Origin of the sequence: Streptomyces sp. ISL-12 (assembly GCF_018614415.1) — a bacterium.
Lineage (GTDB): Bacteria > Actinomycetota > Actinomycetes > Streptomycetales > Streptomycetaceae > Streptomyces.
Window position 1 is genome coordinate 1 of sequence record NZ_JAGGOO010000114.1, and the last position, 23,264, is coordinate 23,264.

The window sequence follows — 23,264 nt, forward strand, 5'->3', positions numbered from 1 at the left end:
CCTCACGATGGTCGCGCCAGCGGCCACCCCGCCTCGGCGTCCGGTCCGGGAGCAACGGCTCGATCCGCGCCCACTGCACATCAGTCAACGGCACACCCGGACCAACGACCGACTGATCCAAACGAAATGGCCTAGGAGGGAACCGTCTCCCGACGCCTCCAGATCGAGTTCCGGCTCCGACGTGCGCCCGGCGGGGTTCCAGATCCGGACCGTCCGGTCCAACGATGCGGACACCACGAGAGGCATCCGCTGTCCCGTATCGACCGCGACCACGGCCTTGACCCTTCCCGTGTGGTCGGGCGGGGATGTGTACACCTCTTCCCCCGTGGCCGGATCCCAGAGGCTCACGGGCCCCCCTTCAGCTCCGCCGAGTGCCAGCAGTGCTCCGAAATCCGGATGGGGGTAGGGCCCGAGGGAGGCCGCCGACCGCGGGATGCGCGCTGCCTTGTTCTCCTTGCCGGTGAGCGCGTCGTAGGTGCGCACGCTGCGCGTCGTGCTCGAAGCCGCGGCGAGCCGGGGACGGCCCTGCTGGTCGAAGTACAGGGCGAGCGCGACCACTCCCCTGCCCTGCCCGTGCACCACGGTGACAACGTCGAGCGATTCGGCGTCGAAGACCTCGAACGTGCTGTTCCTGCCGCCCGCGGCGAGCAGCGTCCTGCCCGAGGGGAGCTGCAACGTCGCCAACGCCTTGACTGAGGGGCCCATCACACCGTCGAGGGGCCTGAGGGGCAGGACCGGTGTCTCCTCGTCGAAGGGATCACAGATGATCAGTCCCGTGTCGGTTCCGACGGCCAGCCGGACCCGTCCGGTCCTGGTCCTGAAGGCGGCGAGGGCGAACACGGCTCCTGTCACCGGGAGCCGGGCCGCATCGCCGCTCTGCGGGTCGTAGATCCAGACGCCGCGGGCGGTGCCCACCGCGAGCAAAGGGCTCTCCGCGGGGGCGGTCAGCACGGCCAGGGCGCGCACGTACGGCGCCGGCCGGAAGGGCAGGCCGAACTCCGTTCCCGTGCGCGGGTCCCACACGCGCACCTCACCACCCTGGTCGCCCGCCGCGACGAGCGGGCTGCCGTCCGGAAGGGTGAAGGACACCAGCGAGGCGAGAGGGGTCGACATACGTGCCAAGAGGTTGTCGGGCAACCGCAGTTGGCTCCACCGCGGTGTGATGCCGGAGCGGTAGAGGGGTAGGGGCCGTGTCGCGACCATGTTCCCGGCGGCACCACGCCCGACAGCCGTGCCCAGGAGGGACAGGCGGAGGCTGTCGGCCCGGGCCGCCGCTCCTGCATCGCCCAGAAACGCTTCGATACGGGCCCACGCGGCGAGGCACGCGGCACCGGTGTGGAAGTCGGCGGGGAGTCCGAGGGCTGCCCGGACCGTGCCGCTCGTCTCCCATGGCAGGAAACGCCAGGGGACGTGCAGGTCGTCGACCAGCTCGGCGGCGGCGACGTGCGCGATGAGGTGGCGTCGTAGGTACGGGTGTGGGGGCTGGTCCGGTGCCGGAGGGAGCAGCTCTCCGAAAGCCCATACGAGTTGCGCGTGCGTGGCGGTGATCGAGATCTCGGGGAAACGCTCCGCCGGGTCCGTGTCCGGGAGACCGAGTAGGAACTGCGGTGAGTACCGGAGGGTTTCGCTGATCCGTTCGTGGATCGGCCGGTACACGGTCCGCTCGTCTTCGACCGCGGTGGTCAGGTAGCCGTTGAGACGACTGGCCATCACTTGGCGGATGACCGCGTCCGGGTCGGCCACGGGGGTCAGGCACAGCGCCCGCACCGCGGCGGGCCAGATGTCGGCCCAGGGCAGTCCCGCCCCCTGCCCGAAGGCGGACGTCCGCAACACGGTCATCAGGTGTTCGGCCGGGGTGTCGTGCCAGCGGGCCACCTCACCGAGGTCCTCGCGAAGGAGCGCCTCGGTCCCCTTGCGCAGGGTCCGGCGCCACGGAGGGTCGTCGGGGCTCGGCAGAATACGCATCGAGCGAAGTCGCTCGGCGGCGATCCGGGCGTCCAGGAAGGAAGGGGACACCTCTTCGGCGACTGCTGCGGCCAGCGAGCGGTGCTGGTACCGGAGCTGGGGCTGGGCGGGGTCCAACCCCAGGAGCTCGGCCGCCCTTCCTCGGCGCCGCCTTGGCCTTCGTACGGGGCCTGGAGCAGCGCGCGGACGTACGCGGCGATGTCGCCCATGGTCGCCTCGACGTCGTCCGTGCGAATCAGGTTCCCGGAGTGAGTGGCCCGGATGAGAAGCCCGAGCAGGTCGGTGGAAGGGGCTGTGGGGGTTGAGGTGGAGGGGCGCCGCGCTTCGCTCTCGGCGACCGTCGTGTACTTCCTGGGGCTGCGGACGCCCAGAAGCAGCCGGACCGCGGGACGTCCGTCCGTTTCCATGCGAAGTTGGGTGAGGGGGCGGAGCAGGTCGGTGATGACGCGCGTCGGGTTTCTGGCCTCGTCGATGCCGTCGACCACGAGGGTCAGGGGCCGTCCCCGCAGCAGGGCGAGCTCCTCTACGAGCTTGCACAGGGCCACCACTGGACCCTCGTCCAGGGGCTTCGCCGGCCCGCTGGATGCCGTCCGGGGGCGTGCCGTACGCGCCGTGCCGAAGACGCTCGGGGAGCCGCCGAGCGCCTCGTACAGGGTCTGGGCGAGTTCGTCCGGATCGGAGTTGCGAGCGAGGAGGGCCGCGTCCACCGACCCCACCGGGACGTCGAGTTCCTCGGGGATGTCGGCGATGAGCGGACCGTAGTGCGGGTCCGCGCGGAAACGGGCGTCGCTGAGGGTCACCATGCGGGCCAGGAGGGCGGACTTCCCCGAGCCGGCCTCGCCAGTGACGATGAGTACGTTCTCGGTGCCGACCAGGAACGCGAGCACCCGCTTGACCAGCTCGGTGCGCCCGGTGAAGTACCAGCCGGGGGCGCCGGCTCCCGGCTGACCGGCGGCGCGTGAGATCCAGTACGTGTCCAGCTCGGTCCGGGTCCACCCGACCTGGCTGAGGGAGGCACCGAGTACGGGTTCGACGGCCGTGTAGCTGGGGTTCGGAAGGCAGGGGCTCGGCTGTTGGTGCGCCCTCTGGACTGCGGCGGACGGGGTCGGCCAGATCTCGTGGACGTCGGCCATGGTGTTCGCATCGAACACCGCGCCGACGATGCCCTTCCAGTCCTGCCAGCTGAGGTGGGACCCGGCGTAGCCGTTGGCCTGGTCGGAGCAGTGTTCGTGGGCGGCCCGGAGCAGGTTGGTGAACTGACCGAGCCGGGGTCTGCTCTCGTCGTTCCCGGCCGCGAGTACGACGAGCGAGCCGAGCGAGCGGCGCCCCTCTCGGAGAGCCTTCAGGTTGGCCTTGAGCTCGGTTTCGAGCCTGCCGGAGAAGCAGGAGTCGACCATCACTCGGACGTGCGTGGCCCGGGAGTCGAGCACGGTCGCGATCAGTTCGGCGGTTGGGAAGGCAGTGCTGAGCGGCCGGTCCTCGTAGGAGTCGGGCAAGCGCAGGAAGTGCTGTGGGGAGTTGGCGGGGGCCAGACCGTGGCCGGTGATGTAGACGACGAGGGCTTCGTCGTCGTCTACCTCGGCGAGTTCCTCGTCCAGGAGGAACTCGCGCAGGTCCCTCAGGTTATGGAGCTGTTTGGGCCGGGGGGGGGGGGAGAAGCGGCGCCCGTCGTCGAGGCCGGGATCGGCCCACCAGCCCTCTACGACGGTCACCTGCGCCGAGACGCCCGTGCTGAACTCCTGTTGCTGTGCCGGCGTCCCGTCGTCGTACTCGGTGACGGCTATGACGAGGAGACGACGGGCGTACGTGCCGGTGACCGGGTCGCGCGTCATGGCCGGCCGCCCGCCACTGCGCGGGCCACCGGCTCGCTGCGGAGGTAGCGCACGGCACTGTGGGGGTCGCCCGCGCCGTTGCGGACCGCGGCATCGACCAGCCCCGGCGCCACCCGGCGCAGCCCGGCGCCGCCGGTGACAACGTCGTCTGGGTCGTAGACGTTGATCCACCGGACGTGCTCGGGCAGACGCAGGTGGTCGCCGTCCTCGATCTTCATGAGCCGCCGCACCGAGGGGATACCCAGTGGGGAACCACAGGTGATGAGGGTGTGGACGGCGGGCCCGGGGACATCTCCGGGCGTCCGGCCCCCGGCGTCGCCCTCGTGGCGGAACAGGTCGTAGGCGATGACGCTGCCGAGCGAATGGCCGATGACCACGGAGGTGGTCGGGGTGACGTGGTCCCGGACGAGTGCGCGGACCTTGACGGCCAGGTTCGGCTCCGTCAGATAGGAGCGAACTTCCCGCATCCGCTGGACGAAGAACCGCCCGCCGCCGCCGGGGAAGCGGTGGTCATAGGCCATCAGCAGTCGGGTGATCCGGGGCGGCCAGAGCTTCGGCGCGCCCAGTACGGCCAGCGGCTGTTCCTCGGCGTAGGCCAGGTCCTGCGGCCCGACGACGTCACCGAGAGCCTCCGCTACGAACTGTTCCTCCGCCGGTGTCATCGACGCGCCGTAGAGGTCGTCCTGCGGCCCCAACCGATCCGTGCCCTTGGCGAGCAGGGAAGTCCAGTGTGGCATGCGGAGCGTGGCCGGGCGGTCGGGCTGGTCTGTGAACTCCTTGATGCCGCGCCCGAGCGCCTTCCCCCAGTCCCGGGTCAACTGCTCCCCTGAGGTCCTGGACTGCCCGATCCCGTGCACCCCGACGATCTCCGCTGCCCGCATCGTTCCCCACTCCGCCCGGCCCGTTGCGTGCCGGCATCCGTCGACCATCGGCACACGGTCCGGGTTTCCGGGTCGTCGGCCGGATCATGATTGTGCTGTATCTGGACAGGACTTGTCGCCCTTTTCGGCTTGGCCCAGGACCCCGACGCCGGCCCCGCCTATCTGCTGGCCTCGCTGCCCTCTGACAAATCCGTTGCTGATCACTAGAGGCCGTGACGTGGTTCGGTGGATGGGTTTGTGCTGGTCATGGGGCTGGCAGGATCGTGCCGCAGCGGCCGCTTCGGCGCCGTGGTGACGGCGGGACTGCGTCGGCTCATGAGACTGCCGCGCAAAAGCGAGCGGGATCGCGGCCTTCGCTCATAGCCCCCGCCCGCATGACCCGGGCCGGGGAGAAGCTCGGGCCCGCCAACTTCATCGCCTCCGAGATGCGCAGCGCTGACAGCCGTGATCGCGGCGAGCGGGCCGATGTCTACTCCCTCGCCAAGACCCTCTTTGTCCTTGCCCATCCGAGGCGAGGCCCCTACCCGCCGGATGGGACGCATCGTGTCGACGCCGGGAAGTTCAGCCTGTGGGCCCTCACCGCAGGCGAGCTTGTGGTGCGCGCTGTCCGCGGACGGGCTGTCCGTCTGTCCAGCGGTCGGGGCTGCTGGCGAGCGCACAGGCGTAGCACGTCACGGCGTCCTTCAGCTTCTTGAACAAGGCCGGGGTGACGACACGCATGCCCGGCACTGCGATGGCCCTGGCGTCGCTGAACTGGCTGGGGTGCAGCATGACCGGCAGGGCTTCCACTTCCGCGTTGTGGTCGCCCGGCTCCGGCAGGCGTCAGGCCTGTCTGCCCGCACCGCACCAGCACAAGGGCGCCCGCGGACGCGGTCTCGTCCCGCCCGCACCTCCTCGTTTCCTTGCTGTGGCCGCGCCGGTCGGCTTGCCGAGCGCGAGGAGACGCGTTTCGGCCCAGGCCGGGGCCCCGGGGCGGCGCAGGGTTGGGATGACAGCTGCGGAATGTGCGGGCCCGGGGGACCGGGCGGCGTACGCAACAAGCACAGCTGCCCGCGCGATCGGTCTCCTGCGTGCGCCGGGCACGAGGCCATGGGTCCCTCGAAGCGGCGTCCGGACTACTGGGATGCACCTTGCGGAACCCGTTTCAACAGCCCGTTTTCGGTATGGGACTTGGCCCGATGACTGCAACGATGACGACACGTGCCGGTCGGTCGGCTTGGCCCCGCGATCCGGCGCCGCTTCCCCCAACCTCGTCGGGCCCCGCTGCCGGAGCCCCTGTCATCCAGGAGCCAGTTGTGATGTCCCCCGAGGACAATCCCGTGCCCCCTTCCCTGCGTGCGGTTGCCGCCGCCGACGTGCCCCCGGCCAGCCCGGTCTCCTCGTCCGGAGGCGAGGGGAGCAAGCGGCTCAACGGCGCCGAGGCCGCCATGATGACCGTCGTCTTCGCCACGGCAGTGGTCCTGTATCTCACCGGGTCGACCTTCGGCGAGGTCATGCGGATGGTCGCCGCTGTGGGTGGACTGGCAGCAGTGATCCTGGCGTCGGCGACGGGCCGGATCCCCGTACGGGCCTGGATCCGGAAGCTCGGCAGACTCGCCGGGGAGGAGTGAACGGCCGTGGGACGCAAGGAGAACCCAGTCGTCCGGAAGGTGCCCGCCGTCGGCCGGCTCGCCGACTTCCAGCGCACATGGCGCGCGACGGCGGGTCTGACGTACGAGGATCTCGCGCACGCCACCGGCTGGTCCGCCGCCACCCTGCGCAATGCCGCTTCCGGCCGCCGCCCGCCGCGCCGGGACGTCGTGCGGGACGCCGTCACCCACTGCGGCGGACCCGAGCAGGAGGCCATCGACCTGTGGAGGCAGGCTCGTTACCACCAGCGGCTGGCCGACCGCCCCCGCCCCCAGGCTCCCGCCGCGCATCTGGTGCGCACCGTCGTCGACCTGGCCGCGCTCGTCGAGGAGCTGTACGAGAAGAACGGCGCCCCGTCGATGAGCGAGATGGAGCATCGTACGGACGGCCGGCTCGGGCACTCCACGGCGCACCGCCTCGTCACCAAGAGGACGATCCCGGCCGACCGGGACCAGTTCGGTGCCTTCCTCGACGCCGTCGAAGTCCACGAACCCCTGCGCTCCCAGTGCGTACAGGCATGGGACCGGGTGATCACCCTGAACGGCCCCGTACGGATCCAGCGCAAGGTGCCGCACCTGTGGCGACTGCGCCAGGAGTTGGACGCGCTGCGCACGGTTGACGATCTGGTGGCCGCGCTGGGCGCCCTGCGCTTGGCTGCCGGGTCTCCGACCGACCAGCAGATCTCAGAGCACTCCGCCCGTATCGGGTTGTGGGCTCCTGGCACCGCTGTCGAGCGCATTATGGCCGGGCTGCAGCCGGGCGACCTCTTCTTCGGTCCCGTGCTCGGCGCGCTCGGCGTGCCGTCGGACGAGCAGATCCTGTGGCGGCAGGCACGGCAGAGGGTGCTGAGCGAGGACAGGGCACGGCGTGAGCCGCCCCCGCCCCGCCGCACCGTTACCGGCCCCGAGGAGATGCTCGGATAAGTCGCTCCCCGACGAGGGAGCGTCTGTGCATTCTTCGAAGCCGCATCAAACCGACCGTGCCGCCCGCCACGCAGCCCTAGAGTCCTCGGTGTGACGACCCTTGCGAACGACCAGGAGTCCGCCGACCGCGCCCGGTCGACGGCCGCCAGCCTCCTCAAGGGCGCCGACGCGGCCATCGCCAACGGCGTGCGGGTGCCTGCCGACAAGGTGCGGGTGTTCGGCCCGGTCTACAGCTGGTGGCGTCTGGTCTGCCGTACCTCCGAGGCCGTCCTGCTGCTCACCGAGCGCGGCTTCACCCTCGAAGCGGCACCGATGGTCCGCAACATCCTCAACCACGCGTACGCCATCAACTGGCTCGTCGACAACGGAGATGCCGCCGTCGATGCCCTCGTCGCCCGCGGCGACGAGGAGCGCGAGAAGCTGTGTAGGAAACTGGAGGAGACCGGCTGGCCCAACGCGGACGAGTTCCGTGCCGTGATCGACCAGGCCGCCGCCCAGCAGCAGGCCCCGCCTGTCCGCACCCTGGCCGAACAGACCCTCCACGACAAGCTCAAGCACGAGCTGACGAACTTCTACGACATGCTGGACCGCTACGACGTCGCCGACGTCTACCCCGTTTACTCGCACCTCTCCTCGCTCTCGCACACAACCATCTCCACCGCGAGCGCATACGTCGAGCAGATGATCGACGGCTCCCTGCAAATCCGACAGGAAGCCGCCGACCTTGGCCACGCCGACATCATCCAGCTGGCCCTGGCGCTCCTGCAGACCGCCACCGTGATGAGCCCTCTGATCGACGGCGATCCCCTGCGCGCCAGCATTGACGAGGCCACTACCGAGTTGGGCCTGGAGAACACCCAACTCCTGCCAGCCCGCGTCAGATAACGGGCCGGACCACGCACGCCCCCGCCCTCCATCTGATCGGGACCCCTCTGGGGTTGCGGCCGCAGCCCAATGACCGTCGCCGCTATCGCCCGGTCATCCTTCAAGATCGCTGACGCTGAGGGCCGCGGGCGCTGACTTCACGTAGGCGGCTGATCCAGGCCTGCATGAACGCGTCGGCGCCGGGCAGCCGCAGCAGCCCCTGTCCGGTGCCGTCCGGTTCGGCGAGAGGCGCCTCCAGCCAGGCGGCGAGCGCGGCCATTTCAGGGGACAGACACATCACGACTGTGTGGGGGACACCAGACGGGTTGATCATCTGGGGCACGAGCTGGGAGGCAACCAGGCTGAAGCCAAAGGCGTCGATGTGGGCCCTCAGACGGGCGAGGGCGGGGTTGTCGGGCATCAGTAATCCGTGAATCACGTACAGAGCCCCGCAGCCGGCTGGCGGGGCGGGGTGGATTGGCATCTGCTGCGTTGGCGGATGCCGTAGCCGCAGGTCGGGTCAGCGACCGTCGGCGGATGCGCATACGTGATTCAGGATCGGCTGACCACGAGATCACTCAAGGTGAGCTTGACGCGGCGCCGGTTGGCGTCGAAGCCGTACATGACAGTGGGCCGGTTCAAGGGGTCGGATTTCGAGTAGTAGCGGAACTGCAGTACCTGGCCACACATCGGCCCCACGTCCGCCATCAGGCCGTCCTGGCAGGTGGCCAACACGGTGATGCCGTGTTCCAGCGCAGCGTCACGCAGTGCGGCGATCACTTCACGACGGTGCTCCGCGCCGAGTGAGTCACCGAGTTCGTCGAGGATGAGGACGCGGCCCCGCGCGTCGGGTGCGGCCAGCAGGGCGGCCAGGACGAGATGGATGGAGAACAGCTTCTCCTGGGCGGTGTTGGTGGGCGCATCGTAGGCCAGCAAGGAGCCGCCGGGGTTGCGCTGCCACCGGGGCACGACATGACAGATCCACTGGTCCTCGGCGCTGTCCGGCGCGCTTACGCTGTAGACCAGGTCGGCTGCGTACCCCTCTTTCCTGTGCAGCATGTTGAGCTGGTTGCTGATGCGCTCCAGCGCACTGTGCACGCGTTCCTTGATGGACTCCTGGGTTTCTTCAAGGGCCTGGCGTGACTCCTCGACGAGGTCGTGGAGGTAGCTCTGTTCGTCCTCCCGCTCCCGTCGTTTCACCTCCACCTGCTCCCGAGCTCCTGCGTCCCGCTCCTCGTACTCATCCAGCCACGTCTTCAGAGCGGTCAGCGAGCCACGGAAGATGGTGTCGTGCGGATCGTGGGTGTGCGCCTCGTGATGATGCAGGGCGTCGGCGATCTCCACGGTGGCCACACCGGTGGTTGCCGTGTCTGCGGCGAGCCTCGTCAGCGCCGCCGCCAGCCGGGACCGGCTCTCGCTGCGAAGGTCCGCACAGGTGCGGACCTCGGGCGGGCGCTCGGTGTCCCGTGGTACGACGGCATAGGAGTTGATGCCGTCGGCCGGCTCCGCGCCGGGCTCATCCTCGGGCAGGCAACTCCAGTTGAGCTCCTCCAGAGCCTCTTCCTCAGAGCCCGTCCAGGCCATCCGTGCCCGGCCGGCGCTTGACCCCCTGCGGAGCTCCTCCAGCTTCTCCTTCCTCCGCGTCGCCTGCGCCCTGTCGTCCTTCAGCTTCCGCAGTTCGCCCTCGAGCTTGTCTGCGCGCTCCTTCGCGGTGAGGAACGCCGTCTGGGCCTCATGCGCTGTCTCGCTTGCCTCTTTGGCCAACGTGCGCAGCTCGGGCAGCGCGGCAACGCACTGGGCGTGTGTGTCCTCGAGGTCGCGGATCTTGGGAACGAGCTGCTGTGCGAGCTCTTGGGCCTCGGCCCGTTTGATGTCCCGGCGCAGTTCGGCGATCCGGCGACGGTGCAGGTCGGCTGCGGTCTCCAGTGCAGCGCACTGGGCCCGGGCCTGGTCCCGCTGCCCTTCAAGGTGGGCGCAGATGTCTTCTTGGCCGGCGATCGGCTTCTCGAAGCCTCCGATGACGCGGACCCCCAGCCCGGACAGCCAGGCATGCGGAGGAACCGTCACCTCGGTGGCATCGGCCAGGGCATGCAGGAACGGCACCGCCAGGGGATCGGCGTCCAGGATGCCCTCAGGTAAGCCATCCGGGGCGCCGGAACCTGCCGCTTCTGGTTCGCTCGACGGGCCGCAGATGAGGATGGTCCCGGGCAGAGTGCTCACCGCACGGCTGGCATCCTCCAGGGCATCGGAGGCGATACACACCGCCTCCCTCCACGGCGCCAGGCGGGCCTCCCACTGGGACCGCGCCTCAGGACGGACGCGAGTGGTGGCCATCAGCCCCACCCTCCGGTGGGACGTTGCCCCCTCCAGGGCCCGCAACGCCGCCCCTGCCTGGCCGGTGCGCCCCTCCCGGGCTTCGGCGAGCTCTCCCTCCAGAGCCCTGACACGTTCCTCGGCCAGCAGGAGTTCGGCCTTTACCTCGAGCTGACGTGCCTCCTGGTCGCTGACGTGCTGGGCGAGCTCGGTGGGGGAGGGGCCAGCGTAGTCCTCGGCCTGCTGCCGCGCCCGGCGGTGATCCTGCTGCGCCCGTTTCAAGTCGCCTCGAAGCAGTCCCACCTTCTCGTTGGCCTCCTCCACCTCCCGTTGATGCTGGTCGCTGAGCAACTGTGCGGAACGGGCCGATTGCCGGAGCTGGCCGATGTCGCGGGCTTTGGTGAGCTGGCCCTGCACTGCATCATGCCGCGCAGCCAGAGCTGCCAGATCATCCTCGACACGGGCGAGGCTGCTGCCGATCCGGCGCTCGTAGACGACGGCATCAAGGGCGGCGCGTGCCGATGCCAGGCGCCAGAAGCGGTGAGCCCGGCCGGCCTCCACCCGGGCCCGCTGCCGGGTTTCGACAGAGTGAAGGATGATTTCCTCTTCGTGCCAGGACTTCTCGGCATCGGCCAGCTTGTCGGCCAGGTTCTTCTGCGTCCTAGCCAGATCCTTGCGGGCCTGTACGTCAGTGGCGAGCATGCCGGCCTTGCCGGTGAGATCGAGCAGCGCCTCCCCGATCTGCACGGGCGTGAAGGTGCCCGCATCCAGCTTCAGCAAAGAGGGCCGCGACCGCATACCGCCGCGGCTGATGATGTAGGCCAGCAGACGCGGGGCGCGGCCGTAGAGGACCTCCGCGTAGTCCGTGGCCCCCAGGGGTTTACCACCAAGCGCGCGGAAGAACCCCGGAGCCAGCTCGTGCTGGGTGCGATCGTCTCCGCTGAGTAGAAGGTGCACCCCTTCCTTGTGTCGTACCTCGATGTGCGGTGACTTGGCCGATACCTGCAGCCACACGGTGTGCGCGCTGCCCCATGGATCCTCGGGTTCGGCGAAGACGCCCACCACATAGCCGATCGAGGCGGCCTCGTTCACCTCTGGCGATGCGCCGGCGGTGACGGGCTCGAACAGCAGCTTGGGTGCGTGCACGGAGCCACCGCCCGTCATGCGCCATTCCGGGTCTCCCAGCAAGAGGGCCAGGGCAGACAGAAAGCTGGTCTTTCCCGACTCATTGGAGTCCTTCGGCCCCCGCCCGGTCACCGCGACGAATGTGCCGGGGACGATCGCCACCGGGTGGGAGGTCAGACGGGCAATGGAGAATGTCTGGACAGCGACCAGCTGACGGGTGCCGATCACTCCCCGCTTGCCACGTGCACTATGGATCTGCTGACTCACATGCGGTCCGTCTCTGTCGGGATCTCAGATAACTCGCTGCGAGGCGCCGGGACTTCGAGGCCACGCTGCCGGCGGATGGCGGCGGCCAGCTGCCCGCCGGGCCGACCGACCAGGATCAGGTCCTCCCAGAGCAGGTTGCTGCGGGCCTCGCTCATGCGCTCCAGCGCGGGGCCGGGCAGGTAACGGCCCGTGGTGGTCTCCGCGACCATGCCCGCTGCCCGCAGCCTGCGCAGCGCCGTCCTCATCGCGGCCTTGGAGATCCGTCTGTTGGAGGCGAGCTCCGCCAGGGTGACGGTGTGGGCTTCCCCCGTCCAACGGCTGTGCCGGTGCCGCCCCCGAGCTCTTGGAATCGCCACCGTGTGCAGGAGGACCAGGGCCAGCACGGCCCGGTCCACCGCGGCGAGGGTCCCGACCTCCTCGGCCACCAGGGCATCGGCGAGCGGGTCGCAAAACCCGGTGACCCAGTTGCCCTCCGCCGTCTGCAGCAGTTGCCGCCCGCACGGCAGCAAGGCCTGATCCACGGCGGCCCGTATCGCCGGATCAGCCAGCATCGGCAGCTCACCCCGGGGCACCGGCCGACGAGCCGTCTCCAGTGTGGCGATCACTGACCGCACTACATATCCGTCGGACATCTCAAGCGCCGTTTCGGTATCGGCCCGGACTTCATGCGGTGGCACCGCCGAATCCGGCTCCCCGCTCGCCTGCTCATCCGCCCCGGGAGCCGGCAGCAGATGGTGTCCGCGACGCAGGCCCTCCACCACCACAGCAGGAAACGCCGCAACGGCTGCCCCCAGCCGCAGTTCGTCCCCGTCCACGGAGATCAGGCCGGCCTCCGGCAAGGTCCGCTCGAGTGCCCGCTCCACCGCTTCGCGGTCCGCGCCCAGTTGAGAACACAACGCGACAATGGCGGCACGCCTAAACGGCCCGCCCGGAAACGGCGCGCGCTCAGGCCGCGGCCACGCCGCGCGCAGGCACGCCGCCCACACCAGGGTCGGCACCGGCGACAAACCAATCCGAAACGCCGGCGACAGGCCGGCAGCCGGTGCTGTCTCACCGTCCCACCCCAAGACCAGCACATCGGCCAGCCGGCCCACCCCGTGCACGCGGATCACCCGGCGTCCGATCCGGGCGGCCGCTGCCGCAGCGGCAAACGCCACGGGACCGATCGTCTCGGCCGACGTCACTCCAGCGGCCCGCAACCGCCCCAGAAGCAACGCTGCTTGAAACGCTCTGTCCTCATCCGCCTCACGGATAGCGTCCTGTTCAGAAGCCATCCGAACCCCCATCGGATTTCTGAGTCACCTTCTGGCGCCGAAGACGCAGAGGATGCAGATAGGTGACGGAGGCCTCCGGATCGGCTAGCAAACCGTCCTCCACCACGACCGTATAGGGCTCGCCAGGATCGTCACTCAGCGCCAGCACATCGGTGATGATCGACGCAGCCGCAGGCCATCCCGCTTCGTACAGCGCCTGCGTGAGATCGACTTCCTCGTCTGCCGCCAACAACTCATCGGCCCGCAGCCGACGCCGCTCCCGTAGATGCGCGTGTGCATCCTCAACCCACTGCAAAGAATCGTTGTCATCCTCGTCGTCGCCCTCGACAACGAGAGGCCGCACGCGTGCCCGCGAGCGCGGGGCGAACCCCTCCACTGTCTCCAGAAGCTGAGCCGGCTCGATCCACACTGCCGGCACGTCGGCGACCAGTGCCGTACCCACCTGCGACAGCAGCTCGACGTCACCCTGGACCGCGGCGTCGTCGTACTCCTTCACGGTCAGCACGTCAAAGTTCAGACTGCCGCCGCCCTGCTCAAGCACTTTGTCCGCGGCAGCCATGACCTGCAGACGGTAGAACTGCTCCGCCTCGATCAGAGCCGAACCAGCTTCCTCCAGAGCCCAGTCACCACTGAACCGGTCCGTGACCAGTTTGTTCAGTTCCTTCACCTGGCGCGTGAACCCCTGATGATCATGCTGTCGATGGGACTCCATCAACTCGGCCGTCGTGCCGGTAGCGACCTGCCGCTGCAAATCCAGAGCAAAAACCCGCAGCGCGTTCCGACACGACACCAGATAGTCCAGAGCCGCCTCGGGGTCGGGATTGCTGCGATCGAACACCGCCCTCGCCCGATCCAACAGCAAGATCAACTCATCGACACCCCCGTGCTCCGCCAGCCGTTCAGCCGCCAAAGCACCCGCCAGCCCTGCAGGCCGCACGACATACCGGTCCTGATGGGACTTCAGAAGATAAGGCTCAAGGAACCCCAGCCGGATCAGGACAGCCAAACGGCGATCGATCAGCTCCTCCGGCCACCCCGAAGGATTGCCCCTCAATGCCTGCACAACCTCAGCCTTCGACAGCCCGTGCGCCCCGGCATGCTCGGCAAACACTTTTAGGATCGCAAGCGCCACCCGCGCCACCTCCGGGTGCTGCGCCACAGCACCAGCATCCTCAGCGACGGGAGCCATGAACGCCCGCCAGTTGGCCAACTGAACAGCCGCCGCCAGATCCTCCCGATCGCCGTCCCCGAACGCGAGCTGTTCACCCACCGGCCGGCACCGCCTCCAACAGCCCAACCAAGCGAGGCAGCACCATCCGGTGCAACGGCTCCTGCTCACACGATTCGCCCGAGACCGCGATCTCCGCCGCCAGGGCGCGCAGTTCCACCGGCCCCTCCGCCGCCATCCTCTCCGCCAGCGCACGTGCCTTCGGATACTGCTCCGGCTCCTGATCCCGGTAGGGGCCGGCACGCCACATCTCCACTTCCATCCCCACCGGATGCACCTTGCGGTCCAAGCGCCGGGACAGATCATCGATAATGGCAATCCCATCCGCATCCAGGTCTCCCCAGATGGCCATCCGCTCCGGACGCATCCACTCCAGCAGGGCAACCAGCTTGTTCGTGACGTACCCCTTGCCCCAGATGCACAGCCACTGCGACGTAACCTCCGGGATCGCACACACGCGTTCAAACGTGTCCGAGTTCTCAACCAAGAAGACGCCCCGCCCGCCGTGCTCGACTTCCCCCACCAGCCGCAGAGCCCCAGCAGGCAGAGCGATCCACGGCTTGGCCACCGCAGCGTCGGCAGCCACCGACCCCACCCGCCACCTCAAAGGCCCCCGCACCCGAATATCGACATCAGCCTCATCGAGCGCCAAGTCAAAACTCATCCCGACCAGGTTCTCGAAAGCCGCCTGCCGCGGAGGGGTCCACTTCTTCGACCCGCTCAACGCAAGCCCAGCCAACTCCTTGGCCGACAACCGCTCCCCGTCCCGGTACGCCGGCCACCACACAGACGCCGCGCGCACCGCCGCCTCATAGGCAGTCCACGCCTCGGTCGCGACCGCACTGTCCGGCGGCACCCTCAGCGGCGAACCCGCCGGACAGGCACCCAGCAGCACCTGCTCCCGCTCCAACTCCGATACCGGCGCCATCAACGCAAGCAATTCCTTGCGTACCTCATCGGGATCCCGCCACCCGCGCAGCTCCTGCAACAACTCATCCGCCTGCAATGCCCACGAATGAGACAGACGCCATGCCAACGGACCGGCGAGCTCAAGATCGTCATCAACCACGCAACGCAGAACCACACCTCCGCACCGCACCAGCGCCAGAGCTACATCCCACGCCCTGTCTCCGAAACGGGACTCCACCGTGGCCCAAGAGCGCCTCTGCGTCGAGAGCACCCACACCAGATGCCGGCTATCCAAATTCTCCGGAGGTTCATAGGCCGGCTGCTCCCGCGCAGTCACCAGGTCGACTTCCCGAATGCGCAGCAAGCCCCGGCGATTACGCGGTGCGCGGTTCATCCCCTCACGACGTACCGGCACGGACAGAGCATGTGTGCCCTCCGGCACTTCAGCCAGCGATACCCGGATGCGGCCTTCCGCTTCACTGAACAACAGAGCCATAGCGCCCGCCCCGGCACTCACATGCCCTCCCCAGAGACACATTGGACCTTGGACCCAGGCAGATCCACTCTGTCAGGAAGGCATACACAAAGCACCTTGCGCCCCACAAAATGACAAAGTGAGTCCAATTCAACACTGGCCCAAAGCTGGCACGGTGACGCACCGTCATCTGCTACGCCCCCCATGCTGGAGTCGCCGTGGGAGCGAAGTCGTCCTGAGCCTGCCCGACACCGTAGAGGCTGACCACGTGGACGATGACCAGGAGATCGACTGGCACAGCCGCCCGCCACCTTTGGAGAGATCAGGACCATGCCTATCTCGGGCCTGATCCCGCCCATGCGGCCACAGATCTACATGCCGGAGACCGTCCACCACCCCGAGATCGGGCGCGAGGACGGGTGCACGATCATTCGCTACCCACCGGTGGACCTGCGGCCGAATGAGACAGTCCGTCTTGACTTGGTCGCGCTCCTCACCGCCCGGGAAGAACGGGAGGCGACCGCCTGTGAGTGGCGCGCAACCGCCACGAACGTAAGCGGCGCGGCCAGCGCACCATGTCCCTCCCGGCGCAGGCACTGGAGAGTGACTTTCACGTGCCGGAGAACGCCGTCATGGACCACGAGTTCTGAGCTGGCGGCCAGGTGATGCCGCGCACGCTGATACCTGGCCTTCGCCGACTGCACCTCCCGAAGGAGATGCTCTTCCTGATGGAGCGGAAATCGCCGGTGTACCGAACGTCAGAACAGGTCGCGGACGGGGTCGTGTGTGCCGAAGGCGCGGGCGCTGGCGTCCTCGATGAGGCTGCAGAAGGCTTCTTCGTGGTCTTCCAGAGTGCCGGGGGGATGGTTGTTGTCTCTGTTCCAGCGGGGCAGGCCTGAGCCGTCGATGGCGGGCCGGGGGATCGGGGTGAGCCAGTAGTCGCTGGTGATGACGCGGGCGGTGCCGTCGTCGCGGTCATGTGTGAGGGCCTGAGGGCAGTCTTCGCTGCTGTCTCCCGCGCCAAGCAGCACGGTGGGGGACTGCAGCGCATCGGCGATCGAGCGAACCTTGCCCACCTCGCCCTCGGTCAGCTGGCGGCCGTGCCGTTTCACCTCGGCGGGAATGATGGTGCCATCCGCCATGAGCAGGGCGATGTCGGCCTCGCCGATCTGCTGCTTCCCGCGGAAGAACTCGACTCCGGGGTGCGCGCCCACCAGGAAGCCGGGCCGGTTCGCCAGGGCCGCGATTAGCCAGCGCATGATCAAGGCGTGGTAGACGGAATCATCGTCGATCGACCGTCGCAGCGGCTCGGCCAGGCGGTAACGGAACGTCAGCGACGTCAGGGCGAACGGGTCCACCATCGTGCGGCCGCATCGTGGACAGCCGGCGTTGCCGGTCTGCTCCACCGGTCGCAGGACTTTGAAGCCGCAGTGATCACAGATGAGCTGGACGACACGCAGGACGAGGCGCCGCTGCAGTGCCCACCGCAGCCAGGCTTCCGCGACCGAGCGTTTCCCGCCCAGCGCCTTGCTGAGGGAGCTGAGATCGAATGCGCCCGAAGTCTCGGCATCATGGCTGACGTTGACGTCCGCGAGCAGTTCGGAGAACTGCGCCATCGCGGCGTCGGGATCTTCCTGAGCTGCGGCTACCTGCCTGGCCAGACGATCCGCCCGCGCTTTGAACCAGCTCATGGACGTGCTTGCCGCAGTGGAGTACAGCAGTGAGAGCAGACCGCGATGAGCCAGCCAGCGACCCCGTGCGCGCCGCCGGCGAGTTCGGCCAGCGCGACGGCATGCTGGCCGGGAACGGACTCCCGCACCGTCAGACCGTGTTCACGCGCGGCCGCCTCCAACAGGGTCCACGTCTGCGGCCACTGCACTTCGGCAACGCCCGTCGCTGACGCACTAACGATCGCGCCGCCCCCACCGTACGCCGGGTACATCGACCAGCGCCCACCGCGTAGCGGTACCAACGAAGGCAGCGGCTGCCGGTCGACCTCGACCGTGACACGGACCGACTGGTCCGTGTTCACCAGCGCCAATACCTCTCGGTCGTCCTCGGCCAGTGTCGGCGCCAGCGCGCGACCGGCGGCGAAGGTCAGCGGCATGCTGGAACTCCGGGCCAGGGGCGCGGGAGTGGGGACCAGTACGTCGGAAGGGCTGAGGGCGTACACCGGACGGTGGGGCAAACGACCCCCTACAGCCTCAAGGTCCTCGTGCGGCAGTGTGGTCGAGGTGAGCACCATCATGGGCGCGGCGCCGGTCATCCAGAACGGCTGACGAGCGACGGTTTCGATCCTTGCTTCCGCCTCGGCGACGTCCAGTTCCCCAGCCGAGGTACGCGACACCGGCAGGCCGATCGGCACGATGTGGGACCAGCCGTGCAGGGCCCGCAGGTTCCACAACAGGGCGGCGTCCGCGACGCTCTTGTGCTTGCAGAGGACGTAGACGTTGCGGCCCAGATCGCGTGCTGCAGCACCGGCTTCCTGCAGCCAGTCGTCAACACCGTTGGTGCCCACCCGCACGGGACGGGGTGTCAGGGACATCCGGCTCAGTCCCACAGGCGTGACCTGCCGGCACCGCGTCAGCAGGTCATCCACCCCCAAGCTCTCGGGTGTCTGCCGCTCAAGGGTCAAGACATCGGAGAACTGCAGATCATCACGGGCTCTCGAGTACGCCAACAGGTCCTCGTCAGGCCGGTGCGGCAAGCGCCCCAGCATGACGCTGTACACCAGCTCCCAGGGATCGCCCGCCGGTGTGCCGGTCACGGTCACCGTACGGAGATTCCCGGCGTCCCGCGCTCCGGCAATCATGAGAACTGGTATCTCTTCACCCCGCCCCGTCGGCAGCCGCACCGCCTCGCCCAGTTCGCGGCATCGCTGCTGCCAGGCCTGTGACTCGGTATCAGGGACGACGACCGTCAGGTAGTCGAGCTCGCTGCGCAGCAACAACGTCCGGTACAAGTCGCTGACGCTGCCGTCGGCAGCCACCGGAACAATGAGGTCGCCGACCCCGCCCCACACCTGGCAGGCACGCTCGATCACCCGCAGCACGCCTGCGTAGTCGTCGTCGCGAACCAGATAGGCACGTTTGAAGGGACGCACATGGCGGCGTGCCAGGACCGTTCCCTCCGTGGCAATCCGGCTCAGAACATTGCGCATGCCGAGATCCCCCTTGCCGCCGACTCCCGCCCCCGCGACAGTCGGCCCGAGCCGTCCGCAGCTTCCTCAACAGATCATCCCGCGCCCGCGACCGTCGTGATGCCGGGATGGGGCAGAAGCCGGTGCGCAGACCGCCATGCGTGAGGGCTGGAACAGTCCATGGGCCGACGGTGACCGCCGCGACAGCGCGCTTGAGCCGGGTCATGCACGACGTGGAGACGCCGCTGCTCGTGGACATGCACGGCCAGAGCCGCCTACGTGGCTCGGTGGATTGGTTTGTGCTGGTCAGCGATTCAGCGCACCTTCGGTGGGCACCGGGCGGCCCGGCTGCGCTGTGCGCTGACGGATCCGGTGGGCTGGCTGATCGGGCGGGGGCTGTCGCGCCAGGCCTACTGCGGGTGTCTGCGGTGAGACGAAGGCCTGCGAATGGATACCGGCGGCCCCTGCGGGACCTGCGGCTCCCTGGTTGCCGATCGCTGCGGCCTGCGCCTCAGGTGGCCGCGAAGGGAGATACCGCCCCGCCTCACGCTATGGCGGAAGGGCCGCGGGTGGCGTACGGGCAGCAGTTGCGTGAGACGGTCTGCGAGCAACTGGTGCACGATCAGGCCCGGAAAGAGGGTGCCGTCTTCGAGCGCGAACAGCGTCGGAGGCCCTCGCGTGGCCCGCGCCGAAGCCGAGGCAGCTGGACAGGCCCGGCGCGCGGCCGTGCTCTGGTTGCGGCAAGCAGGATGCGGCCGGGGGTTGTGAGGCTTATCCGAACCTCAGCGCAGCCGAGGACCTGAGCGTCGAGACGGCGCTGACAGCGGCCGCCACGCGGGCGGACGTCAACGATCGCACCGACGTCGATGGCGTCCTGGCGCACGGGAGTCGACCATCCGCACCGAGCTGGACCAGGTGCTGGCCTACGCGGCCGCGGAGTACTGGTGTTCCGCTCTGTCGGCGCTGGCCCGCAGCGAACCGGCCGAGGTGGAGGCCCGGTTGGCGTACAGGGCGAAGATGCGCTCAACGGCGCACCGTCGACAACTCGCGCCGCGGCCAAGGGAGCCGCCGCCGAAGTCGCCCAGCAGGCCCGTGAGCGCACCGCCCGGCATCTGCCGCCCACTCGTACGGCCGCGATGCGCGCCGGGAAGTATGCCGACGCCGCCGTACCGGCCGCCGGCGGTGAGCTGGACCCGTACGCGGCGGGTGCTGCCCGGGGCGTGATGCGGTGCGCGGCCGAGCGCGGCGGTGAGGGCCACAGGGAGGCGGGTTCCGGTGGAGCGGGAGCCGCGGAAGCGTGGCGATGGCCCGTACTGCCTGTCGACGGCATGGTTCCCGGTCACTAGATTTAGAACGAAAGTTCGAACATTGAGGCGAGTAGAGCAGTCGGCAACCGCAGCAATACCGAGCAACGGGCCCCGGTACTTGCCGGATGCGGGCATCGTTGGGCAGCACGCCGCGCTTGTCCCTGGTGACGGTGTGAAGACGCGCATGGCAGGAGGAAACCGGTGAGTGATCGCAGCGCCATCGAGTGGACTGAGGCGACGTGGAACCCGACGACCGGGTGCGATCGTGTGTCGGCCGGCTGCGACAACTGCTACGCGCTCACCCTGGCGAAACGCCTCAAGGCGATGGGGTCGGCGAAGTACCAGAGGGATGGCGATCCGCGGACCTCCGGGCCGGGGTTCGGCCTGACCGTGCATCCGGATGCTCTCCAGATCCCTTACGGCTGGAAGAGTCCGCGGACGGTGTTCGTCAACTCGATGTCGGACCTGTTCCACGCTCGCGTACCGCTGGACTTCGTTCGCCAGGTTTTTGAGGTGATCGCCGACACACCGCAGCACACCTATCAGGTGCTGACCAAGCGGGCGCGGCGGCTACGGCAGGTCGCCGACCGGCTTGAGTGGCCGGCGAACCTGTGGATGGGGGTGTCGGTGGAGGGCGAGAAGGAACTCGCTCGCGTCGACGACCTGCGCCAGGTGCCGGCTGCGGTGCGGTTCCTGTCGTGCGAACCGCTGCTGGGGCCGCTGAAGGGCCTGGACGTTTCCGGCATCGACTGGGTGATCGCCGGCGGGGAGTCCGGCCCGCGCTTCAGGCCGCTGGAGCCGGAGTGGGTGACCGGTATCCGCGACGTCTGCCAGGAGGCCGATGTGCCGTTCTTCTTCAAGCAGTGGGGCGGCCGGACCCCGAAGGCGGGAGGCCGTCTGCTGGAGGGACAGCAGTGGGACCAGCTTCCGCTGGCCGGAGCGGTCAGTTCAGGCTGACCCGGCTCTTGCGGGTGAGCTTGCCACTGCTCAGCACCCTCACGACGCCGTCGTTGCGCAGCTCCTGGACAGCGGCGAGCGCATGCTTGGGCAGCCAGCGTGAGGTCTCGGTCAGCAGCCACTGACCGATGTCCTCCACCGTCGCGACTCCCTGGGACAGACGTTGGTGGACCAGTTCCAGCAGCTCGGGGTCGACCACGTCCGCGCCGGCGAACAGCGTGGACTGTCCGGGAAGGACCCCGCCGCGAGTGCGGGGGTCCTTGAAGCTCATGCCGTCGCTGACGTCGACCTTCCACATGGCCTCTTTCATCGCCTCCAGGCCCTTGGGGTGGCCGGTGCCGAAGACGAGGTACAGAGGCTGGCCGGTGCGGGGCACGAGCCGGAACTGCAGCTGGGAGCGGAACCCCGCCCGGCGCAGTGCGTCACGGTAGGTCGACAGCCACACACGCCACCGCTCGTCAGGCCGGAGTTCTGCATCAGCGGGCGACCAGAACTCGCGGCCGCCGAAGACCATGTCGAGGAGCTCTGGGTTGAACTCCTCACTGGCCATCTGCCGCCCCTGCTCGCGGCTGAACCAGTTGGGACCGAAGGTGGTGATGACCTCGCTGGAGGGGTTGTGGGCAATGCGGCGCATGAGGGACAACGGCACGTTGATGTTGCCCCAGCTGTCAAAGATCCCCAGGACCGGGTGGCCCCAGGCGTCCAGCTTGGTCAGCAGTTCGCCACTGTCCTGTCCGGCCTCGCCGTGATGCACTTCGACGTGTACGGGCAGGTCCTCCAGCGGCCCGAAGCAGCGGACGAGCTCCGCACGCAGATGCTCGTAACGTGGCCGCTCCTTCTCGATGAAGATCAGACGGACACGCTGCCGGCTGAGGTTCATGCGGTCGACCGCAGTGTGGTTCAGCAGCTTTCTCAGGATGAAGACGGGCGAACCCTCTTCTCCGCCCAGGTAGCGGCCAGGGCCGGCGAAGGCGTCCAGCAGTGTGACGCGAGGACGGGAGTATCCGGTGCGGGCGGAAGTCTGCAGAAAGATCGGCCACCAGGCGTCCAGGTACTGCTTGTACAACCGGTGCTTCGCCTCGGTCGCTGGCTCTAGCTTCCACAAGACGCCCATTCCGACCCCCTGCACGCGTTGTCCCCCACGCCGTCGGCAGCCCCCGACTGACCCAGACCCTGATCACCGATGGTGAGTGCATATGCTCTGCGGGTAAAGACCGCGTACCAGCCGCACTCGTGAGCAGGGGTGCTGGGGTCAGTCCAGCGGGGAGGGGGCAGCGATGCCCAGGACCTTCCAGTCCTGAGTGCCGGTGTCGCGTTCTACCCGCAGGCCTCCCCGGCGCAGGGCGTCGAGCAGTCCGCGTTCCAGGGCGTCGATGGCGCCACGCAGATGCTCCGCCCTGCCGTCGCTGCCCTGTGTCTCCGCGATGTCGAACAGCTTGTCGCTGACATTCCAGCTGACGGTGACGTGGTCGGCCGGCTCTCCCGGCTTCCACACCTCTTCACGCCCCAGCGCCACACCCGGCATGCCGTGGCGTTCGGCCACCGGCAGGTGCAGAAGGGAGCAGACCAGTCTGATCCTCTCCACCAGTTCGGTCGGCAGGTCCATCTCTTCGGGCGTGTAGCCCGGCCAGTCGTCGGTGTCGGTGTCATCGGCCACGACGTACAGCTTCCCCGACCGGCTCGCGGCCGCGCTACGGCATCACCACGTCCTTCATTGCCGGGTGCTTCGGCGAACTCTTCTCGCCGTTCATCGGTCTGTTGGCGCACAGGACGAACACCTTTGTGCCGGCGACCCGGAGCCAGCCCCGGCACCCGCACGTCACGTCCGTGGCCGCCGACAGCACACCAACCGGTGCGGCCTCACTCCTCACCTGAGCAGGTGATCACCGCAAGTCGTCCTCGGGCCCGTCCATGAGTCCGCGTTCCGCGTCGGTGAAGGGCTCACCCAGGTCGGGCATCGCGAAGAGACGGTTGTTGCCGTGCAGGGGCCCAGACTGCCTGGAGCCGGGAGCGGAAGGCGGTGTCGCCGTAGCGGGTCGGGACGGAGTTCACGGACGGCCCGGGGCTGTCGGGAGGGATACCCAACCGGGCTCCTGTCCTGGACATGCGGGTGTGCCGGTTATGTCAGATACCCGGCCCAGCTAGACGGGGGACCCCGTCGGGGCGGGTCTTGACC

The 23,264-nt window shown here is 68.6% G+C and carries 18 protein-coding genes; 4 read left to right on the top strand and 14 right to left on the bottom strand.

All coding sequences use genetic code 11. From position 1 onward, the window contains the following. Positions 1 to 84 precede the first annotated feature (84 nt). The 4 genes from J7I94_RS28680 to J7I94_RS28695 form a co-directional block, all read right to left on the bottom strand. On the bottom strand, positions 85 to 1,875 hold the full coding sequence (locus J7I94_RS28680; RefSeq protein WP_215171589.1) for a WD40 repeat domain-containing protein: 1,791 nt from the start codon (positions 1,873 to 1,875) through the stop codon (positions 85 to 87). Beyond that, positions 1,839 to 3,797, bottom strand: a complete 1,959-nt coding sequence (locus tag J7I94_RS28685; protein WP_215171591.1) for an ATP-binding protein — start codon at positions 3,795 to 3,797, stop codon at positions 1,839 to 1,841. The genes J7I94_RS28680 and J7I94_RS28685 overlap by 37 nt, the downstream gene beginning before the upstream one ends. Further along, a complete protein-coding gene (locus J7I94_RS28690; RefSeq protein WP_251075895.1) occupies positions 3,794 to 4,678 on the bottom strand; it encodes a GPI inositol-deacylase in 885 nt (294 codons plus the stop codon). Before J7I94_RS28690 ends, J7I94_RS28685 begins: the two co-directional genes overlap by 4 nt. Before the next feature lie 576 nt (positions 4,679 to 5,254). Next, entirely contained in the window at positions 5,255 to 5,467 is a 213-nt protein-coding gene (locus J7I94_RS28695; RefSeq protein ID WP_251075896.1) for a hypothetical protein, read from the bottom strand. Positions 5,468 to 5,976: 509 nt separating this feature from the next. On the opposite strand from J7I94_RS28695, the gene J7I94_RS28700 reads away from it, so the two are divergent. The 3 genes from J7I94_RS28700 to J7I94_RS28710 all read left to right on the top strand — a co-directional run bounded on the left by J7I94_RS28700 (position 5,977) and on the right by J7I94_RS28710 (position 8,115). Beyond that, positions 5,977 to 6,288, top strand: coding sequence for a hypothetical protein (locus J7I94_RS28700; protein ID WP_215171592.1), 312 nt, complete (start codon positions 5,977 to 5,979; stop codon positions 6,286 to 6,288). Positions 6,289 to 6,294: 6 nt separating this feature from the next. Next, positions 6,295 to 7,230: a helix-turn-helix domain-containing protein gene (locus tag J7I94_RS28705; protein ID WP_215171594.1), complete on the top strand. Its 936-nt coding sequence runs from the start codon at positions 6,295 to 6,297 to the stop codon at positions 7,228 to 7,230. A gap of 90 nt (positions 7,231 to 7,320) precedes the next feature. Next, a complete protein-coding gene (locus J7I94_RS28710; RefSeq protein ID WP_215171597.1) occupies positions 7,321 to 8,115 on the top strand; it encodes a DUF5677 domain-containing protein in 795 nt (264 codons plus the stop codon). A gap of 100 nt (positions 8,116 to 8,215) precedes the next feature. Here the strand turns inward: J7I94_RS28710 and J7I94_RS28715 are convergent, their stop codons facing one another. The 8 genes from J7I94_RS28715 to J7I94_RS28750 form a co-directional block, all read right to left on the bottom strand. Next, complete coding sequence (locus J7I94_RS28715) at positions 8,216 to 8,515, bottom strand: hypothetical protein (protein WP_215171599.1); 300 nt, start codon at positions 8,513 to 8,515, stop codon at positions 8,216 to 8,218. 131 nt (positions 8,516 to 8,646) lie between these two features. Beyond that, complete coding sequence (locus J7I94_RS28720) at positions 8,647 to 11,799, bottom strand: hypothetical protein (RefSeq protein ID WP_215171601.1); 3,153 nt, start codon at positions 11,797 to 11,799, stop codon at positions 8,647 to 8,649. Further along, positions 11,796 to 13,073: a hypothetical protein gene (locus J7I94_RS28725; protein ID WP_215171602.1), complete on the bottom strand. Its 1,278-nt coding sequence runs from the start codon at positions 13,071 to 13,073 to the stop codon at positions 11,796 to 11,798. Before J7I94_RS28725 ends, J7I94_RS28720 begins: the two co-directional genes overlap by 4 nt. Beyond that, positions 13,063 to 14,343 (bottom strand): hypothetical protein, encoded by a 1,281-nt coding sequence (locus J7I94_RS28730; protein WP_215171604.1) that lies wholly within the window; start codon positions 14,341 to 14,343, stop codon positions 13,063 to 13,065. The genes J7I94_RS28725 and J7I94_RS28730 overlap by 11 nt, the downstream gene beginning before the upstream one ends. After that, the gene (locus J7I94_RS28735; protein ID WP_215171606.1) at positions 14,336 to 15,706 is read right to left on the bottom strand and encodes a Wadjet anti-phage system protein JetD domain-containing protein; all 1,371 of its coding nucleotides are present in this window, start codon (positions 15,704 to 15,706) and stop codon (positions 14,336 to 14,338) included. The genes J7I94_RS28730 and J7I94_RS28735 overlap by 8 nt, the downstream gene beginning before the upstream one ends. A 737-nt stretch (positions 15,707 to 16,443) precedes the next feature. After that, complete coding sequence (locus J7I94_RS28740; protein ID WP_215171608.1) at positions 16,444 to 17,376, bottom strand: hypothetical protein; 933 nt, start codon at positions 17,374 to 17,376, stop codon at positions 16,444 to 16,446. Next, complete coding sequence (locus J7I94_RS28745) at positions 17,373 to 18,845, bottom strand: hypothetical protein (protein ID WP_215171609.1); 1,473 nt, start codon at positions 18,843 to 18,845, stop codon at positions 17,373 to 17,375. Before J7I94_RS28745 ends, J7I94_RS28740 begins: the two co-directional genes overlap by 4 nt. A gap of 902 nt (positions 18,846 to 19,747) precedes the next feature. Beyond that, positions 19,748 to 20,083 (bottom strand): hypothetical protein, encoded by a 336-nt coding sequence (locus tag J7I94_RS28750; protein ID WP_215171611.1) that lies wholly within the window; start codon positions 20,081 to 20,083, stop codon positions 19,748 to 19,750. Positions 20,084 to 20,332: 249 nt separating this feature from the next. On the opposite strand from J7I94_RS28750, the gene J7I94_RS28755 reads away from it, so the two are divergent. Further along, positions 20,333 to 21,088 carry a DUF5131 family protein gene (locus tag J7I94_RS28755; protein ID WP_215171613.1) on the top strand — a complete coding sequence of 252 codons (756 nt, stop codon included), beginning with the start codon at positions 20,333 to 20,335 and terminating at the stop codon, positions 21,086 to 21,088. Here the strand turns inward: J7I94_RS28755 and J7I94_RS28760 are convergent. Both J7I94_RS28760 and J7I94_RS28765 read right to left on the bottom strand, forming a co-directional pair. Further along, on the bottom strand, positions 21,075 to 22,202 hold the full coding sequence (locus tag J7I94_RS28760) for a three-Cys-motif partner protein TcmP (RefSeq protein WP_215171615.1): 1,128 nt from the start codon (positions 22,200 to 22,202) through the stop codon (positions 21,075 to 21,077). The two genes, J7I94_RS28755 and J7I94_RS28760, sit on opposite strands and share 14 nt — an antisense overlap. Before the next feature lie 138 nt (positions 22,203 to 22,340). Then, the gene (locus J7I94_RS28765; RefSeq protein ID WP_215171617.1) at positions 22,341 to 22,745 is read right to left on the bottom strand and encodes a hypothetical protein; all 405 of its coding nucleotides are present in this window, start codon (positions 22,743 to 22,745) and stop codon (positions 22,341 to 22,343) included. Positions 22,746 to 23,264 lie beyond the last annotated feature (519 nt).

What these genes read in the sequence shown, in the direction of transcription:
- J7I94_RS28685 (WP_215171591.1), bottom strand. Translation starts at nt 3,797, where the DNA reads ATGACGCGCGACCCGGTCACCGGCACGTACGCCCGTCGTCTCCTCGTC.
- J7I94_RS28690 (WP_251075895.1), bottom strand. Translation starts at nt 4,678, where the DNA reads ATGCGGGCAGCGGAGATCGTCGGGGTGCACGGGATCGGGCAGTCCAGG.
- J7I94_RS28700 (WP_215171592.1), top strand. Translation starts at nt 5,977, where the DNA reads ATGTCCCCCGAGGACAATCCCGTGCCCCCTTCCCTGCGTGCGGTTGCC.
- J7I94_RS28715 (WP_215171599.1), bottom strand. Translation starts at nt 8,515, where the DNA reads ATGCCCGACAACCCCGCCCTCGCCCGTCTGAGGGCCCACATCGACGCC.
- J7I94_RS28725 (WP_215171602.1), bottom strand. Translation starts at nt 13,073, where the DNA reads ATGGCTTCTGAACAGGACGCTATCCGTGAGGCGGATGAGGACAGAGCG.
- J7I94_RS28735 (WP_215171606.1), bottom strand. Translation starts at nt 15,706, where the DNA reads ATGGCTCTGTTGTTCAGTGAAGCGGAAGGCCGCATCCGGGTATCGCTG.
- J7I94_RS28740 (WP_215171608.1), bottom strand. Translation starts at nt 17,376, where the DNA reads ATGAGCTGGTTCAAAGCGCGGGCGGATCGTCTGGCCAGGCAGGTAGCC.
- J7I94_RS28745 (WP_215171609.1), bottom strand. Translation starts at nt 18,845, where the DNA reads ATGCGCAATGTTCTGAGCCGGATTGCCACGGAGGGAACGGTCCTGGCA.
- J7I94_RS28760 (WP_215171615.1), bottom strand. Translation starts at nt 22,202, where the DNA reads ATGGGCGTCTTGTGGAAGCTAGAGCCAGCGACCGAGGCGAAGCACCGG.